Genomic DNA, 15944 nt, shown 5'->3' on the forward strand with positions numbered 1-15944 from the left:
CCTTTCATCGCAGGAAGGCGGCGGCGACGCCGGCGTCCACGGGGATGTGCAGCCCGGTCGTGTGACTGAGGTCCGGGCCGGTGAGTACCGCGACCGCGTTCGCCACGTGCTCGGGCAGCACCTCGCGCTTCAGGATGGTGCGCTGCGCATAGAACGCGCCCAGGTCCTGCTCCTCGATGCCGTAGGTCTTCGCGCGGTTCGCGCCCCAGCCGGAGGCGAAGATGCCGGAGCCGCGCACGACGCCGTCGGGATTGATCCCGTTGACCTTGACGCCGTGCTCGCCCAGCTCGACCGCCAGCAGCCGCACCTGGTGCGCCTGGTCGGCCTTGGTGGCGGAGTAGGCGATGTTGTTCGGGCCGGCGAACACGGCGTTCTTGCTGGAGATGTAGATCACGTCGCCGCCCAGGCCCTGCTCGATCAGCACCCGTGCGGCGGCCTTCGAGACCAGGAACGAACCCTTCGCCATCACGTCGTGCTGCAGATCCCAGTCGGCCGCGGTCGTCTGCAGCAGCGGCTTGGACAGGGAGAGTCCGGCGTTGTTGACGATCAGGTCCAGCCCGCCGAACGCGAGCACGGTCGCGTCGATCGCCGCCTGCACCTGGGCTTCGTCGGTGACGTTCGCGGCGATGCCGACGGCGACATCCGTGCCCCCCAACTCGGCGGCGGCGGCCTGCGCCTTGGCCAGGTCGAGGTCGGCGATCACAACGCAGGCGCCCTTGGCGGCCAGCCGCGTCGCGACCGCCTTGCCGATGCCGGAGGCGGCCCCGGTGACGAGCGCGATGCGGGTCGCGTGGCTCTTCGGCTTCGGCAGCCGCTGCAGCTTCGCCTCCTCCAGCGCCCAGTACTCGATGCGGAACTTCTCGGCCTCCTCGATCGGTGCGTACGTCGAGAGCGCCTCCGCGCCGCGCATCACGGCGATCGTGTTGAGGTAGAAGCCGCCGGCGATACGGGCGGTCTGCTTGTTCGCGCCGTAGCTGAACATGCCGACCCCCGGCACGAGCACGATCGCGGGATCCGCGCCGCGGATGGCGGGGGAGTCGGCGGTCGCGTGCCGGTCGTAATAGGCCTGGTAGTCGGCGCGATAGGCCTGGTGCAGTTCGCGCAGGCGCTCGAGCTGCTGCTCGACGGTCGCGGTGGCCGGCACGTCCAGCACCAGCGGTGCCACCTTGGTGCGCAGGAAGTGGTCCGGGCAGCAGGTGCCGAGCCCGGCCAGGCGGGGATGCTCGGCGCGCGAGAGGAAGTCGAGCACCTCGGGTACGTCGGTGAAGTGGCCGACCACGGGCCGGTCGGTGGCGGCGAGCCCGCGGATCGTGGGCGCGAGCGCGGCGGCGCGCGCGAGCCGCTCCGCGCGAGGGAGCGGCCCGTAGCCGTCGAGGACCGGACCGAACGGCTCCGGCTCGCCGTGCTCGGCGATGTACGCCTCGATGGTCGCGATGATCTTGAGCGAGTTCGCCTCCGCCGCCTCGCTCGTCTCGCCCCACGCCGTGATGCCGTGGCCGCCGAGGATCGTGCCGATCGCGTCCGGGTGCCGTGCCCGGATCGCCGCGATGTCGAGCCCGAGCTGGAATCCGGGCCGCCGCCACGGCACCCAGACGACCTCGTCACCGAAGATCGCCGCCGTCAGCGCCTCCCCGTCGGCGGCGGTCGCGATCGCGAGCCCGGCGTCGGGATGCAGGTGGTCGACGTGCGCCGCGTCGACCAGCCCGTGCATGGCGGTGTCGATGGACGGTGCGGCGCCGCCCTTGCCGAACAGCACGTGGTCCAACGCGGCGACCATCTCGTCCTCGCGCTCGACGCCGGGATAGACGTCCCGCAGCGCGCGCAGGCGGTTCAGGCGCAGGACCGCGAGCCCCGACTCGGTCAGGGTGCCGAGGTCGCCGCCGGAGCCCTTCACCCACAGCAGCTCGACCGGTCGGCCGGTGACCGGATCGATCGCCGAGGCCTTGGCGGAGGTGTTACCGCCGGCGTAGTTGGTGTTCCGCGGATCGGAGCCGAGCCGATTGGAGCGCTCCAGCAGCTCGGTGACTGTCTGATCGGTCATGGCGTTGCCTGCTGATCGTGCTCGTACTGATCGAGCCCCTGCTGATCGCGCTCGTATCGATCGTGCTCGGTGGGCCTCACGAGCTCGGCGGCGAGCAGCCGGCGGCGGTGCTCCTCGTCCGGGCGGGTGTCGATGCGTTCCTCGTGCTCGGCCGACAGATAGGACGGTCCGCCGAGCGCGACGGCTCCGGCGACCACCCAGGCCGCCTTGACCGCCATCTGCGTGATCCGCAGCACCTCGTCGGCGGTCGCTCCGAGCGCGAACATGCCGTGGTTCGCCAGGTAGACGACCTTGGGCTGCCCGAACCGCTCCACGTGCTCGGGTAGCCGGGCTGCGACGAAGCGGGCGAGCGTCAGGCCCGGGTCGAGGTAGGGGATCAGCAGGGGACGGCGACCGAGGACCACGATCTGGTCGGGGAACAGACTGCCGACCAGCAGCTCGGGGTGGGCGGAGCAGAGGACCGCGTTCACCGCCGTCGGGTGGGTGTGCGCGGCGACCTGCACGCCGGGCAGCGCGAGGCAGACGGCGTGCAGCAGCGACTCGACCGAGGGTCGCTTCGTGCCGACGACGACGGCCGCCTGCAGCCGCTCGGCGACCTGGGCGTCCGAGACGTCGCCGCCGGCGAGCAGGGCCGTGTAGGCGTTCAGGTCGACCTCGACGAAGTCGTCCTCGTCCGCGGTGCGCAGGGCGGCGCCGGTCGCCTTCACCAGCATGCGATCGCCGGGGGTGCGGATCGACGTGTTGCCCTCGGCCAGGATGACCAGGTCGGCTTCGGGGCGCCCGATGGTTCGGGAGAGCTGCACGATGTCCTCGAGCGCCGCCGCGCGAGTCGGGACGGGCGTCGAAGTGGGCGTGGGCGTGGCTGTCATCGGACCTCCTGGCGGGTGGTGACCCTGCTCGGTTCGAAGCGTTCGACCTCGGTGCCGTCGCCGGTGAGGTGGTCGTAGTACGCGGTGATGCTGCCGGGGTTGCCGCCGTCGATGTCGCTGCCGCCACCGCTCGCCCGGGCTTGCACGGCGATGTTGCCGATGCTCGACGCCTCCGCAGGTCCGGCGAGCACGGGAAGCCCCGTGGCGTCGGCCGTCAGCTGACAGAGCAGCCGGTTCCTGGAGCCGCCGCCGAGGATGCGCACCCGGGTGCGGCGCGTCCCCGTCAGCTGCTCCAGGGCCATGATCGACCGGGCATAGGCGACGGCGAGACTGTCGAGGATCGCGCGGACGATCTGGCTCCGCGACTCCGGAGCCGGCCGGCCCGCCTCGACGGCGAGAGCGGTGACGCGTCCGACCATGTCGCCCGACGCCAGCAGCGACCGGCTCGCGACATCGAACGTGCGGTCGTCCCGCCCGGCACGCTCCGCCTCCGCGAGCAGCCCGGCCAACTCGGGCGGGCGGCCGTCGTGTTCCGACCATTCGCGCAGGCACTCCTGCAGGATCCACATCCCGTTCAGGTTCTGCACCAGCAGCGTGCCCTCGACGCCGCACTCGTTGACGAAGCCGCTCTCGCGCGCTCGCTCACTGCGGATCGGCTCGGCCACGCAGGCCCCGACGATCGACCAGGTGCCGCTGGAGATCAGGGCGTCTCTGTGGTGTCCGTCCGGGATTCGATCGTCGGGGATTCGATCGTCGGGCGCCGCGAAGGCGAACGCGCTCGCGGTGTCGTGGCCGGCCACGCGGAACACTGGCACGGGTGCGTCCGAGCCGAGTCGAGCAGTGATCGCCGGGGTCGTGCGCCCGGCCATCGTTCCCGGCGGCTGCAGGCTCGGCAGGTGCAGCGCGTCGATCCCACCCGCCGCGACGACGTCGCCGGCCCAGGTCTGCGAGGCGGGATCGAGCAGCTGACTCGTCGAGGCGATCGTCGGATCCGTGCCCGCCGGATCCGTGCCCGTCGGATCCGTGCCGGTCGGATCCGTGCCGGTCGCGCCCGCCAGCAGGTGCACCCACAGGTCGGGGACGAAGAGCACCCGCTGATCGCGGGCGATGCCCGCGACGGCCAGGTCGGACAGCCGCAGCGACGTGTTGATCGGGTGGTCGGGCACGCCCGTGCGCTCGTAGACCTGCTGCGGGGACATCCGGCGGCGGCGGATGGCGGGCGTGGCGTCGGCCGCAGCGCGATGATGCAGAACGGGACCCGTCACACGGCCCGCGTCGTCGAGCAGCGCGAAATCGACGCCCCACGAGTCCACGCCGATGCCCCGCAGCTGCGCCCCCTGCGCGGACGCCGATCGAACCGCTGCGGCCAGCCCCGCGAGCGTCTGGCTGAAGAGCTGGTCCACATCCCATTGCAGTCGGCCGTCGACGGAGAGCGGCCGGTTCTCGAACCGGTGGACCTCGGCGATGTGCAGCTGCCGGCCGCGCAGCAGCCCCAGCACGACCCGTCCGCTGGACGCGCCCAGATCCACGGCGGCGAATGCGACCGGCTGGTGCTCTGGACTTCGTTGGCTCATGGATCACCTCCGCGCGCAGGGTGGAAGTGTTACTTCCTGTAAGAAGTACCACGAACTCTCAGATTTTTGACCGTAGCACAGGGACGACCGGGGACGGAGGGGCATCGCGATGACGGTGATCGGGACGCTCGACGCGGAGGCGCGCAGGACGGCGATGCTGCGCCTGCTCGAGGAGCGCGGGGCGCTGCACCTGCACGAATCCGCCGAGTCGTGGCACGTGCATCCGATGACGGTGCGCCGCGACTTCGACGAGCTGGTCGCCAGTGGCGCAGCGCGTCGCGTGCGCGGCGGCATCGTGACCCTGGGTGGCGACGCCTTCGCCCAGCGCCGGTACCGGCATGCCGACGCGAAGCGCCGCATCGCCGAGAAGCTGCGCGACCTGGTGGCCCCCGGATCGCTCATCGCGATGGACTCCTCGACCACGGTGCACCGGCTGGCCGACTCCATCGCGGGCATCGACGATGTGGCGGTGCTGACCAACGGACTCGCGGCCTTCCAGTCGCTCCACGGGCGGGAGGGCGTCACCGCCTACCTCACCGGTGGCGAGCGCGACGAGGAGAACCTGAGCCTGGTCGGACCGCTGGCCGTGCTCAGCGTGCGGCAGTTCACGTTCGACACGTGCTTCCTGTCCGCGAGAAACGTCGACTCGGAGTTCGGGACGAGCGAGACCACGCTGCATCAGGTGGCGGTCAAGCAGGCGATGGTCGACACCGCGCGACGCTGCGTGCTGGCCGTCGATTCGAGCAAACTCGAGACGCGTGCGCGCATCCGGTCGGTTCCACTCCCGCGATTCGATGTGCTCGTGACGGAGTTGGAGCCCGAGGATCCGCGGCTGGATCCCTACCGGCACCTGGTGCCGAGCCTCCTCTGACCGCGAAGAGCCAGGTCAGAGCGCCGTGTAGCCGCCGTCGATCACCAGGTTCTGGGCCGTGAGATAGGACGAAACGTCGGAGGCGAGCAGCAGGACCAGCCCGTCCAGATCGTGGGGCTCACCCATGCGGCCGGCGGGGATGCGCGCGATCCACTCCGCGGCGAGCTGGGGGTTCTGCTCCGTGAAATGCCGGGTCATGTCGGAGAGGAAGTAGCCGGGGGAGATGGCGTTCACCCGGATGCCGTGCGGCGCCCACTCCACGGCCAGCGCCCTGGCCAGTTGCGCCACCGCGGCCTTGGACGCGCTGTACGAGGCCTGGTGCTGCGGCACGTTCACGATGAGCCCCGACATCGACGAGACGAACACCGCGCTGCCGGGCAGGCCGGCGTCGATCAATCCACGCCCGAAGGCCTGGGCGGCGAAGAACGTGCCGTCCAGGTTGACGCTCATCACGCGCCGCCACTCCGCTGCCGGGACGTCGACGCTGTCGTTCCAGACCGTGATTCCCGCTGCCGTGACCAGGATCTGCGGTACCCCCAGCACCTCGCCCACCCGGTCGACGGCGGCTTGGACGGAGTCGGGATCGGTGACATCTGTGACCAGGCCGACGGTCTCCACGTGCTGCTCGGCGGCGAGCCGGTCGGCCGACACCGTGACCGTGTCGAGCACGTCGAGCAGCGCGACCGTGCAGCCTTGACCGGCGAGCGCCGTCGCCAGGGAGTAGCCGAGGCCGCGGGCGCCACCGGTGACGAGCGCGACCTTGCCGGCAAGATCGTCGAACCGCATCGGCACTCCCTTGTGGCTCGGTCTGAGTCTTGATGTGAGTCGTCTCACCGAAGCACACGCCGACGGACTTTGTCCACCGCCCAGCGGCCTCACGCGCACCGAGCTCAAGCGGGCGGTGCTGCGCGGTAGCCCGGAGCGGGCGCCGCGGGTTCGCGAGCTGCTCTGAGGCCGGGGTCGCGGATCGCACGGCGGCAATGCACTCTTCACGGCCGGGCAACACGACCGAAACAGGGTGGCGCCAGGTTGGGAGGCATGTACCTGTCGCTTGACAGGTAAGGGTGCTCCACCGACCAGAAGGCCACGCGCGATGCCCGCCAGCAGCTCCGTCGCTCCACCCGACTCCACTCCCTCGTCCACGCACCCGTCCACTCACTCGGACTCGACCCGCAGCACCGGCACCGAGCACCACGACCTCGGCGCCTTCGGCTACGCGCAGGAGCTGCACCGCGGGGTCGGGCGGTTCGCCTCGTTCGCGGCCGGCTTCTCGTTCGTGTCGATCCTGACCACGGTCTTCCAGCTGTTCGGGCTCGGCTTCAGCTTCGGCGGAGCGGCGTTCTTCTGGACCTGGCCCGTCGTCTTCCTCGGCCAACTGCTCGTGGCGCTCTGCTTCGCCGAGTTGGCGGCGCGCTATCCGATCTCCGGCGCGATCTTCCAGTGGTCGTCACGGCTCGCCGGCACGACCTTCGGGTGGTTCACCGGCTGGGTGATGGTGATCGGGCAGATCCTGACTGTCGCCGCCGCGGCGATCGCGCTGCAGGCCGTGCTGCCCGCGATCTGGACCGGGTTCCAGCTGATCGGCGGACCGGAGGCCGACTCCGCGCCGCTCAGTGCGACCGGCGCCCAGAACGCGGTCGTGCTCGGGCTGATCCTGCTGGTGATCACCACCGTCATCAACGTGATCGGGGTGCGCCTGATGGCGGTCATCACGTCGGCCGGCGTCGTGATCGAGATCCTCGGGGTGATCGCGCTCGTCATCGCCCTGTTCTTCCGCGGCGAGCGCGGGCCCGGCGTCGTCCTCACCCTGGACGGCTTCGATCCCAAGCTCGGCGCCTACCTGCCCGCCTGGATCATCTCCTCCGTCATGGCCGCCTACGTGATGGTCGGCTTCGACTCCGCGGGGGAGCTGTCGGAGGAGACCCACGCGCCCCGCCACACGACGCCGCGCACCATCATCCGGGCGCTGACGGTCTCAGGCGTTGGCGGCCTGCTGCTGATCCTCGCCGGCCTGGTCGCCGCGCCGAGCCTGACCGACGGCAGCCTGGTCAGCGGCGGATTCGCCTCCATCCTGCCGGCGCGGCTGGGCGATACCGGCGGGCGCATCCTGCTCGTCGCCGTGGCTGTCGCGGTGACCGTGTGCACGCTCGCGGTGCAGACGTCCGCCAGCCGGATGATGTTCTCCATGGCGCGGGAGCGAACCCTGCCGTTCTCGGGGGTGCTCGGCGCGGTCTCCAAGCGCACGGGTACGCCGATCGCTACCACGATCGTCGTCGGGGTCGGCGCTGCGATCGCGCTGGCGGTCAACTGGAACGAGAGCGGCGTGTTCCTGGCGCTCTCCTCCCTGTGCATCGCGATGCTCTACCTGGCATACCTAGGCGTGACCGTGCCGCTGTTCATCCGGCGCCTTCGGGGCGGGCTGCCCGGTGGCACGGACGAGTTCGGCAAGCCGCTGTTCTCCCTGGGCCGGGCGGGGATCGTCGTCAACGGCGTCGCGATCGTGTACCAGATCGCGATGGCGGTGAACCTGGCGTGGCCCCGCGTGGAGATCTACGACCCTGCTGGCACGACCTGGTGGCTGCAGTGGAGCGCCCCGTTGTTCATCCTGCTGGTGCTGCTGGTCGGCGTGCTCGTGCACTGGCGCAACCGCACGCGGCACGGCGGCACGATCGTGCTCGGGGCGCGGTCGCGGTCCGCCGGGGTCGACGCGCCCGGCGAACCGGCGGAGGCCGTCGCGGCCGCACCCGCCTCGTGACGCGGGACACCGCCAGCGTCCTCGCCGCCCGCAGCGACGCCCGATCGCAGGGCGACGGCGTCGCCGACTGGATGGCGTACCTGCCGGCATCGTCGACGCCGTACCCGCCGCAGGGCGTCGAGCCGGCCGACCTGACCTGGGCGGAGACGGTCGGCCCGGGCGGCTACACGCACGCCCGAGTGGCACGCGGTACGCGGATCCGCCTCGAGGACGTGACCGGGGACGCCTGCGCGAACCTGCTGGTGTTCAACGCGGTCGAGCCGTGGGAGCGGTTGAACGTGGCGGACACGCAGAAGATCCCGTGGCAGGCGTATCTGGGCGAGGGGCATCCGCTGCTCTCCGGGGACGGACGCGTGCTCGCCACCGTGGTCGCGGACACCTCCGGGCAGCACGACGCCTTCTGCGGCACGTCGTCGGATACCTGGAACGAGCGGAAGTACGGCGGGAGCGCTCCGTTCGGGCCGACGCCGTCCGGGCGGGGGCTGCTGACGCTGGCGGCTGCGAAGCACGGGCTCGCCCCCCGCGACCTGGCGCCGTCGGTGTCGTTCTTCCAGGGCGTGCGGGTGGAGGCGGACGGGGCGTTCCGCTGGCTCGGCTCGGCCGGCGCGGGTGCCTCCGTCGACCTGCTCGCCGAGCTGCCGCTGATCGTGCTGGTCGCGAACGTGCCGCATCCGCTCGACCCGCGGCCCGACTACGCGGTGGGGCCGCTGCGGGTGCACGCCTGGCGCAGCGCGCCGACCTCGCCCACTGACGCCCGCTTCGACGCGTCGCCCGAGCGGCGGCGGGCCTACCTGAACACCCTCGGGTACGCGGCCGCGGCCGGGTTGTGATGCGGCGATGACGATCACCTCGACGGTGCCGGTCGGTGCCTCCTTCACAGCGGGGTCGGTGCTCGACTGGAGCGAGCCGCTCGTGCCGGGCCGCGTCGTGCTCGACGAGCGGGTGGCGCCGCGCGCGCCGTGGTCCGCGCTGGTGGCCGCGGGCGATTTGCTGACGATCGTGGACGTCGGCGGCAACCAGTCCGCGGACTGCCTGATCTTCAACGCGCACGAGACCGACGAGCGGTACAGCGTGCCCGACACCCTCGCCTGGCAGGGCAACGCCTACGTTCGGGAGGGCACGGTGCTGCGCAGCACGCTCGGCCGGCCGCTGATGACCGTGGTCGGCAACGAGGTGGCGCGACAGGACACGATCGGCGGCGCCTGCGGCAAGGAGTCGAACACACTGCGGTACGGGCACCACACCGCGTTCCAGCACGGGTGCCGCGAGAACTTCCTCGCCGAGGCGACCAGGCGGGGGCTGGGCGTGCGCGACCTGGTGTCGAACCTGAACTGGTTCATGAACGTGCCGGTGGAGCAGGACGGATCGCTCGGCATCGTCGACGGCATCTCGGCGCCCGGCAAGCGGGTCGCCGTGCGCGCCGACATGGACGTGCTCGTGATCGTCTCCAACTGCCCGCAGCTGAACAACCCCTGCAACGACTTCAACCCCACCCCGCTGCGCATGCTCGTGACGCGCCCGTGAGCCGCCCCCGCGCCCTCCGCCGGCAGCCCATCACCGACAAGCAGGTCAGCAGGAAGCACGTCAGCAGGACGATGTCGCTTGAGCAGGACCACAGCGGCCCGATCGTCCTGCCGAAGGGACCCTGTCCTGCTGTCGTGCTCGGGTGGCGTCGGCTCGGGTGGGATTGAACGCCGTGTTCGACACGCTGCTGGTCGCCAATCGGGGGGAGATCGCGCGCCGCATCATCCGATCGGCTCGGGATCTGGGGCTGCGGACGGTCGCCGTCTACTCCGATGCTGACCGGGCCGCGCCCCACGTGCGGGAGGCGGACACCGCCGTGCGGCTCGGGCCGGCGCCGGCGCGCGACTCCTATCTGCGTGCCGATGCGGTGATCGAGGCCGCGATCGCCCAGGGCGCCGGCGCGATCCACCCCGGGTACGGGTTCCTCAGCGAGAACGCGGCGTTCGCGCGGGCGGCGGAGGCGGCGGGGCTCGCGTTCGTCGGGCCGACGCCCGCGCAGATCGAGGCGTTCGGCGCCAAGCACACCGCCCGCGACCTGGCCGCGAAGGCCGGCGTGCCCATGCTCGCGGGGACCGGCCTGCTCGCCTCCGCCGACGAGGCCGTCGCCGAAGCGGAGCGGATCGGGCTGCCCGTCATGCTGAAGGCGACCGGCGGCGGCGGCGGCATCGGCATGCAGGAGTGTGAGACGGGCGACGAGGTGCGCGTCGCGTACGACCGGGTCGTGCGGCAGGCGCAGGCGAGCTTCGGCTCCGGCGGCGTCTTCCTGGAGCGGCTCGTGCGGCCGGCGCGGCACGTGGAGGTGCAGCTGTTCGGCGACGGCGCGGGTCGTATCGCCGCGATCGGCGACCGCGACTGCTCGTTGCAGCGCCGCAACCAGAAGGTGATCGAGGAGGCGCCCGCACCCGCACTGCCCGCGCCGGTGCGCGAACAGATCGCCGCGACGGCCCGGCAGCTGGCCGCCTCCGTCGACTATCGCTCGGCCGGCACCGTGGAGTTCGTCTACGACCCGGTGCGTGAGGAGGCGTCGTTCCTGGAGGTGAACACCCGGCTGCAGGTGGAGCACCCCGTCACCGAGCTGGCCTACGGCGTCGACCTGGTGACCCTGATGCTGACGCTCGCGCGAGACGGCGCCGACGCGCTCGATCCGGATCTCTTCACCCGCGACTGGACCCCCTCCGCATTCGCGGTGGAGGCCCGGGTGTACGCGGAGGACCCGGCGAAGCAGAGCGCGCCGTCGAGCGGGCTCGTCACCAGGGCGGTATTTCCTAATGAGCAGAGCCCGAATGAGCAGAGCCCGAATGAGCAGAGCCCTGGCGATGGCACCCCGGCGATGAGCGGCGTGCGGGTCGACGGCTGGATCGAGACAGGCTTGGAGGTGTCGCCCTACTACGACCCGATGCTCGCGAAGGTGATTGCCGCCGGCCCCAGCCGCGACGCCGCCCTGGACCTGCTGCGCGAGGCGCTCGACGCCTCCCGGGTCGACGGAGTCGTCACCAACGTGGGGCTGCTGCGGGAGCTGGTCGATGACGTGCCGCTGCGCAGCGCCACCCACTCGACCTCGACGCTCAGCGTCACCGCCGACCCGGATCCGCGGATCGACGTGCTCGAACCCGGCACGATGACGACGGTGCAGGACCTGCCCGGCCGCCTCGGGTACTGGCAGGTCGGCGTGCCGCCGTCCGGGCCGATGGACCCGGTGTCGCTGCGCGAGGCGAACCTGGCGGTCGGCAATCCGGCGAGCGCGCCGGGGCTCGAGATCACGCTCGCCGGCCCGACCCTGCGCTTCTCGGCCCCCGCCGTCGTCTGCGTCACCGGCGCGCCCGCTCCGGTGACGGTCGACGGCGAGGCCGCGCCGATGTGGGAGCCGCTCGATGTGCCCGCTGGCGGGGTACTGGCGATCGGCACCGCACCCGGTCCAGGGTTGCGCCTGGCCCTGGCCGTGCGAGGCGGGTTCGACGTTCCCCGCTACCTCGGCAGCGCGGCCACCTTCACGCTCGGCGGCTTCGGCGGGCACGGGGGCCGCGCCCTGGTCGCGGGCGACGTGCTGCGGCCCGGCTCGGACGACTCCGCGGCACCCCACGAGCACTTCGGCGACGGCGCCGTGCTGACCCGGATCGGCGGCCCGACCCCGCCCGAGCGCCGCCCGGCACTGACGGACGCGTGGGAGCTCGGCGTGACGGAGGGGCCGCATGCGGCGCCGGAGTTCTTCACCCGCGAGGACTTGGACACCCTGTACGACACCGCGTACGAGGTGCATTTCAACTCGGCGCGGACGGGCGTGCGGCTGATCGGGCCGAAGCCGGCCTGGGCGCGCACCGACGGGGGCGAGGCGGGCCTGCACCCCTCGAACATCCACGACACCCCGTACGCCGTCGGGGCGCTCGACTTCACCGGCGACACCCCGATCCTGCTCGGGCCGGACGGGCCCAGCCTGGGCGGATTCGTCTGTCCGGTGGTCGTCGCGAGCGGCGAGCTGTGGAAGCTCGGGCAGCTGCGGCCCGGCGACACCGTGCGATTCGTCGCCGTGCGGGAGGCGCAGGCGGCGGGGCTCGACGCCGCCCGGTCGGTCGCCCGGCTGCCGCGGACCGGCGGCGACGGCGACGACGGGGTGATCGGGCGGCTGGCGGAGGTCGGCGCCGACCGGCCGGCGGTCACCTATCGCCGTGACGGCGACGACAACGTGCTCGTCGAGTACGGGGCGCAGGAGCTGGACCTGGGCCTGCGGATGCGGGTGCACGCGCTGATGCAGCGACTGCAGCAGGAGGCGCCCCCGGGGATCCTGGACGTGACCCCGGGCATCCGCTCGCTGCAGGTGCACACCGACGCCGCCGTGACGAAGGCGACGGCGATGGCGTCGCTGCTCGCCGAGCTGGAGCAGGACCTGCCGGCGACGCGCGAGCTGGTCGTCCCGTCCCGACGCGTGCGGCTGCCGCTGTCGTGGGACGACCCGGCGACCCGGCTCGCGATCGAGCGGTACATGGCCGGCGTGCGCGACGACGCCCCCTGGACGCCCTGGAACATCGAGTTCATCCGCCGCATCAACGGCCTCGACTCGGTCGACGACGTGCTGCGCACCGTGTTCGACGCCTCCTACCTGGTGCTGGGCCTCGGCGACGTCTACCTCGGCGCGCCGGTCGCGACGCCGCTCGACCCGCGCCACCGGCTCGTGACCACCAAGTACAACCCGGCGCGCACCTGGACCGCCGAGAACTCGGTCGGCATCGGCGGTGCATACCTGTGCATCTATGGGATGGAGGGACCGGGCGGATACCAGTTCGTCGGCCGCACCGTGCAGATCTGGAATCGGTTCCGCCGCGGCGGGCTGTTCGCCGAGCACCCGTGGGCGCTGCGGTTCTTCGACCGGATCGAGTGGTATCCCGTCTCCGCCGAGGAGCTGCTGGAGTTGCGCGCCGAGACCGATGCCGGACGCGGCATATTCGAGACTGAGGACGGCGAGTTCGCGCTCGCGGACCACGAGCGGTTCCTGACGGACAACGCCGACTCGATCGCGGCGTTCCGCAGTCGGCAGGCGGCGGCGTTCGATGCCGAGAAGGCGCGGTGGCGCGCGTCCGGCGAGTTCGACCGCGCCGCAGAGCCGGAGCCGGCGGTCGCCGCCGCCGCGGTGGAGCTGCCTGCGGGCGCGACCGCGGTCACGGCGCCGTTCGTCTCGACCGTGTGGCAGGTGTCGGTGCAGGCGGGCGACCGAGTGGGCACCGGCGACCGAATCCTGGCCCTGGAGGCGATGAAGATGGAAACCCCGGTAGCCGCCCCGCACGGCGGCGAGGTGCTGGCGGTCTACGTGCGTGCGGGCGAGCAGGTCGCCCCCGGCCAGGTGCTCGCCGCGGTGGGCGCATCGTGAGCGGGCTGAGCGACCGGGGCGCCGTCCGGCGGGTCGAGGCGGCGCTGGCACAGATCGACGAGGTCGAGCGGCCGGAGGTCTGGATCGCGCTGCGCGGGCGGGAGGCGCTGCTCGCGGAGGCGGCGGCGATCGATACTCGCGTCGCCGCGGGGGAGCTGCTGCCGCTGGCTGGACTCGTCGCAGCGGTCAAGGACAACATCGACGTCGCCGGGCTGCCGACCACCGCCGGCTCCCGCTCCTACGCCTACGAACCCGACGCGGACTCGACGGCCGTCGCCCGCCTGCGCGCCGCGGGCGCGATCGTGCTCGGCAAGACGAACCTCGACCAGTTCGCCACCGGCCTGGTCGGCACCCGCAGCCCCTTCGGCGCCGTGCGGAACGCCTGGGATCCGACCCGCATCTCCGGCGGCAGTTCCTCCGGCTCCGCCGTCGCCGTCGCGCTCGGGATCGCGGATATCTCCCTCGGCACCGACACCGCCGGGTCCGGACGCGTGCCCGCGGCGTTGAACGGGATCGTCGGGGTGAAGCCGACCTTCGGCCTGATCCCGACCACCGGCGTCGTCCCCGCGTGCCGGACCATCGACTGCGTCAGCGTCTTCGCGCGGGAACTGGGGCTCGCCACCCGCGTCGCCGAACTGCTGCGGGGCCCGGACGGCGTCGATCCGCTGGCCCGCACGCCGCGGCCGGGGCCGGCGCTGTCCGCCGCTCCGCGCGTCGCCGTACCGACGGGCGAGCACCTGGCCGGCCTGGCGGAGGGGTGGGCGGAGGCGTTCGCCGGCGTGGTCGAGCGGCTGGCGGCGACCGGGGTCGAGATCGTCGAGGTGGACATCGCCCCGCTGCTGCAGGCCGCCACCCTGCTGTACGGCGGTGCGTTCGTCGCCGAGCGGACCGCCGCGGTCGGCGACCACATCGCGGCTCACCCGGAGCTCGTCGGTACCGACTTGGATGCGACTGTCGCCGCGATCGTGCTCGGCGGCCGTGAGGCGACCGCGGTGCAGTATTTCCGGGACCGTGAGCGGCTGGAGCGGCTCGGCGCCGCCGGACTCGCGCGGCTCGCGGGCACAGATGCCCTGCTCACCCCGACCACGACCTGGCACCCGACACTCGACCAGGTCGCTGAAGATCCGGTCGGGGCGAACAGCCGCATGGGCCGCTTCACGAACTTCGCGAACCTGCTCGACCGGTCCGCCCTGGCCGTGCCGGCAGGCCGGGTGGGCGGGCTGCCGTTCGGGGTGATGCTGACCGGCGCGCCGTTCGCCGACCGGTCGATCGCCGAGCTGGCCCGCCGTGTCCAGGACCCTCCGCTCGACCTGCTGGTCGTCGGGGCGCACCTGTCCGGGCAGCCGTTGAACCATCAGCTCGTCGCCGTCGGCGCGTCGTTGGTCGGCGCGGTCCAGACCGCGGCCACCTATCGGTTGGTCGCGCTTGCGACCGTGCCGCCGAAGCCGGGTCTCGTGCGCGTCGCACAGGGTGGCACTCCGATCGAGGGGGAGGTGTGGCGGATGCCGGCCTCAGGACTGGGCGCCTTCGTCGCCGCGCTGCCCGCGCCCATGGCGGTCGGTTCGGTCGAACTGGCGGACGGCCGAGCGGTCGCCGGATTCCTGGTCGAGCCCCTGGCGGCCTCGGTCGGGACCGACATCAGCGAGTACGGCGGCTGGCGGACCTACCTGGCCGCGGCGGCAGAATCGGCAGAGTGAGCGAGTCCACCCGCCTCGGCCGCCCGAGGACGAACCCGTCGTCGTCGACCGCCAGCGCGCGCGAGGAGATCCTGGACGCCGCGGCGGCGCTGTTCGCGGAGCGCGGCTATGCGGGCACCTCGACCCGCTCGATCGCGGAGCGGGTCGGCATCCGGCAGGCGTCGCTCTACTACCACTTCGCGGGCAAGGACGAGATCCTGCTCGAGCTGCTGGAGACCAGCGTGCGCCCCAGCCTCGACTTCGTGGAACGCCTGCGCGATACGCCCGATCCGGCCGCCGCGTTGTACGCGCTGGCCGCGATCGACGTGGGCACACTGCTCGCGACGCACCACAACATCGGTTCGCTCTACCTCGCGCACGAGGTGCAGGAGCCGCGGTTCGAGAGTTTCCGGCAGCACCGCGCGCAGCTGCAGCAGGCGTATGTCGACCTGGCGGCCGCGGTCCGGCCGCAGGGCGACGCCGCCTTCCTCGGCGCCTGCTGCATGCAGTTGGTCGAGATGGTGATCCCGATGCGGCGCGACGCGGAACCGGATGCCGATATCGCTCGCAGCATCGCGAGCGCCTGCCTGCGCGTCGTCGGCGCCGAGGCGGCGGCGGAGGCGGGGGCCGCGCTGCTCGCCTAGCCACGGAAACCAGCCGCGGACGCCGGCGCAGTGCGATCCGCCGTCCCGTCAGCAGGACAGGGTCCCGATCGCAGGCTGCTGGTCGACCAGTGACCTGCGATCGAGACCTGGTCCTGCTGTCGAGACACGGG

11 protein-coding genes are annotated in these 15944 nt (G+C 72.3%); 7 read left to right on the forward strand and 4 right to left on the reverse strand.

Annotated features, from left to right (window positions below; all coding sequences use genetic code 11):
- Positions 1–4: 4 nt before the first annotated feature.
- The 3 genes from ACFE7H_RS06845 to ACFE7H_RS06855 are packed head-to-tail and all read right to left on the reverse strand — an operon-like array spanning position 5 to position 4484.
- Positions 5–2041 carry a bifunctional aldolase/short-chain dehydrogenase gene (locus ACFE7H_RS06845; protein ID WP_375400477.1) on the reverse strand — a complete coding sequence of 679 codons (2037 nt, stop codon included), beginning with the start codon at positions 2039–2041 and terminating at the stop codon, positions 5–7.
- On the reverse strand, positions 2038–2910 hold the full coding sequence (locus tag ACFE7H_RS06850) for a class II aldolase/adducin family protein (protein WP_375400478.1): 873 nt from the start codon (positions 2908–2910) through the stop codon (positions 2038–2040). The genes ACFE7H_RS06845 and ACFE7H_RS06850 overlap by 4 nt, the downstream gene beginning before the upstream one ends.
- Positions 2907–4484 carry a rhamnulokinase family protein gene (locus ACFE7H_RS06855; RefSeq protein WP_375400479.1) on the reverse strand — a complete coding sequence of 526 codons (1578 nt, stop codon included), beginning with the start codon at positions 4482–4484 and terminating at the stop codon, positions 2907–2909. Before ACFE7H_RS06855 ends, ACFE7H_RS06850 begins: the two co-directional genes overlap by 4 nt.
- 109 nt (positions 4485–4593) lie before the next feature.
- Between ACFE7H_RS06855 and ACFE7H_RS06860 the strand changes: the two genes are divergently transcribed.
- Complete coding sequence (locus tag ACFE7H_RS06860; RefSeq protein ID WP_375400480.1) at positions 4594–5355, forward strand: DeoR/GlpR family DNA-binding transcription regulator; 762 nt, start codon at positions 4594–4596, stop codon at positions 5353–5355.
- A gap of 15 nt (positions 5356–5370) precedes the next feature.
- On the opposite strand, the gene ACFE7H_RS06865 is transcribed toward ACFE7H_RS06860, so the two are convergent.
- The gene (locus ACFE7H_RS06865) at positions 5371–6141 is read right to left on the reverse strand and encodes an SDR family oxidoreductase (protein WP_375400481.1); all 771 of its coding nucleotides are present in this window, start codon (positions 6139–6141) and stop codon (positions 5371–5373) included.
- A 307-nt stretch (positions 6142–6448) separates the two neighbouring features.
- Here ACFE7H_RS06865 and ACFE7H_RS06870 point away from each other — a divergent pair, with 307 nt between their 5' ends.
- The 6 genes from ACFE7H_RS06870 to ACFE7H_RS06895 all read left to right on the forward strand — a co-directional run bounded on the left by ACFE7H_RS06870 (position 6449) and on the right by ACFE7H_RS06895 (position 15813).
- Positions 6449–8110: an APC family permease gene (locus tag ACFE7H_RS06870; protein WP_375400482.1), complete on the forward strand. Its 1662-nt coding sequence runs from the start codon at positions 6449–6451 to the stop codon at positions 8108–8110.
- Positions 8107–8940 (forward strand): urea amidolyase associated protein UAAP1, encoded by an 834-nt coding sequence (locus ACFE7H_RS06875; protein WP_375400483.1) that lies wholly within the window; start codon positions 8107–8109, stop codon positions 8938–8940. The genes ACFE7H_RS06870 and ACFE7H_RS06875 overlap by 4 nt, the downstream gene beginning before the upstream one ends.
- 7 nt (positions 8941–8947) lie before the next feature.
- Positions 8948–9634 (forward strand): urea amidolyase associated protein UAAP2, encoded by a 687-nt coding sequence (locus ACFE7H_RS06880; protein WP_375400484.1) that lies wholly within the window; start codon positions 8948–8950, stop codon positions 9632–9634.
- Positions 9635–9776: 142 nt separating this feature from the next.
- Positions 9777–13493 (forward strand): urea carboxylase, encoded by a 3717-nt coding sequence (gene uca / locus ACFE7H_RS06885; protein WP_375400485.1) that lies wholly within the window; start codon positions 9777–9779, stop codon positions 13491–13493.
- Positions 13490–15190 (forward strand): allophanate hydrolase, encoded by a 1701-nt coding sequence (locus tag ACFE7H_RS06890; protein ID WP_375400486.1) that lies wholly within the window; start codon positions 13490–13492, stop codon positions 15188–15190. Before uca ends, ACFE7H_RS06890 begins: the two co-directional genes overlap by 4 nt.
- Entirely contained in the window at positions 15187–15813 is a 627-nt protein-coding gene (locus ACFE7H_RS06895) for a TetR/AcrR family transcriptional regulator (protein WP_375400487.1), read from the forward strand. Before ACFE7H_RS06890 ends, ACFE7H_RS06895 begins: the two co-directional genes overlap by 4 nt.
- Positions 15814–15944: the final 131 nt, after the last annotated feature.

Origin of the sequence: uncultured Amnibacterium sp. (assembly GCF_964250715.1) — a bacterium.
Classification (GTDB): Bacteria; Actinomycetota; Actinomycetes; order Actinomycetales; family Microbacteriaceae; genus Amnibacterium.

Excerpts from the sequence above, each read along its gene's own strand:
- ACFE7H_RS06845 (WP_375400477.1), bottom strand. The coding sequence starts at position 2,041 with ATGACCGATCAGACAGTCACCGAGCTGCTGGAGCGCTCCAATCGGCTC.
- ACFE7H_RS06865 (WP_375400481.1), bottom strand. The coding sequence starts at position 6,141 with ATGCGGTTCGACGATCTTGCCGGCAAGGTCGCGCTCGTCACCGGTGGC.
- ACFE7H_RS06860 (WP_375400480.1), top strand. The coding sequence starts at position 4,594 with ATGACGGTGATCGGGACGCTCGACGCGGAGGCGCGCAGGACGGCGATG.
- ACFE7H_RS06850 (WP_375400478.1), bottom strand. The coding sequence starts at position 2,910 with ATGACAGCCACGCCCACGCCCACTTCGACGCCCGTCCCGACTCGCGCG.
- ACFE7H_RS06870 (WP_375400482.1), top strand. The coding sequence starts at position 6,449 with ATGCCCGCCAGCAGCTCCGTCGCTCCACCCGACTCCACTCCCTCGTCC.
- ACFE7H_RS06880 (WP_375400484.1), top strand. The coding sequence starts at position 8,948 with ATGACGATCACCTCGACGGTGCCGGTCGGTGCCTCCTTCACAGCGGGG.
- ACFE7H_RS06855 (WP_375400479.1), bottom strand. The coding sequence starts at position 4,484 with ATGAGCCAACGAAGTCCAGAGCACCAGCCGGTCGCATTCGCCGCCGTG.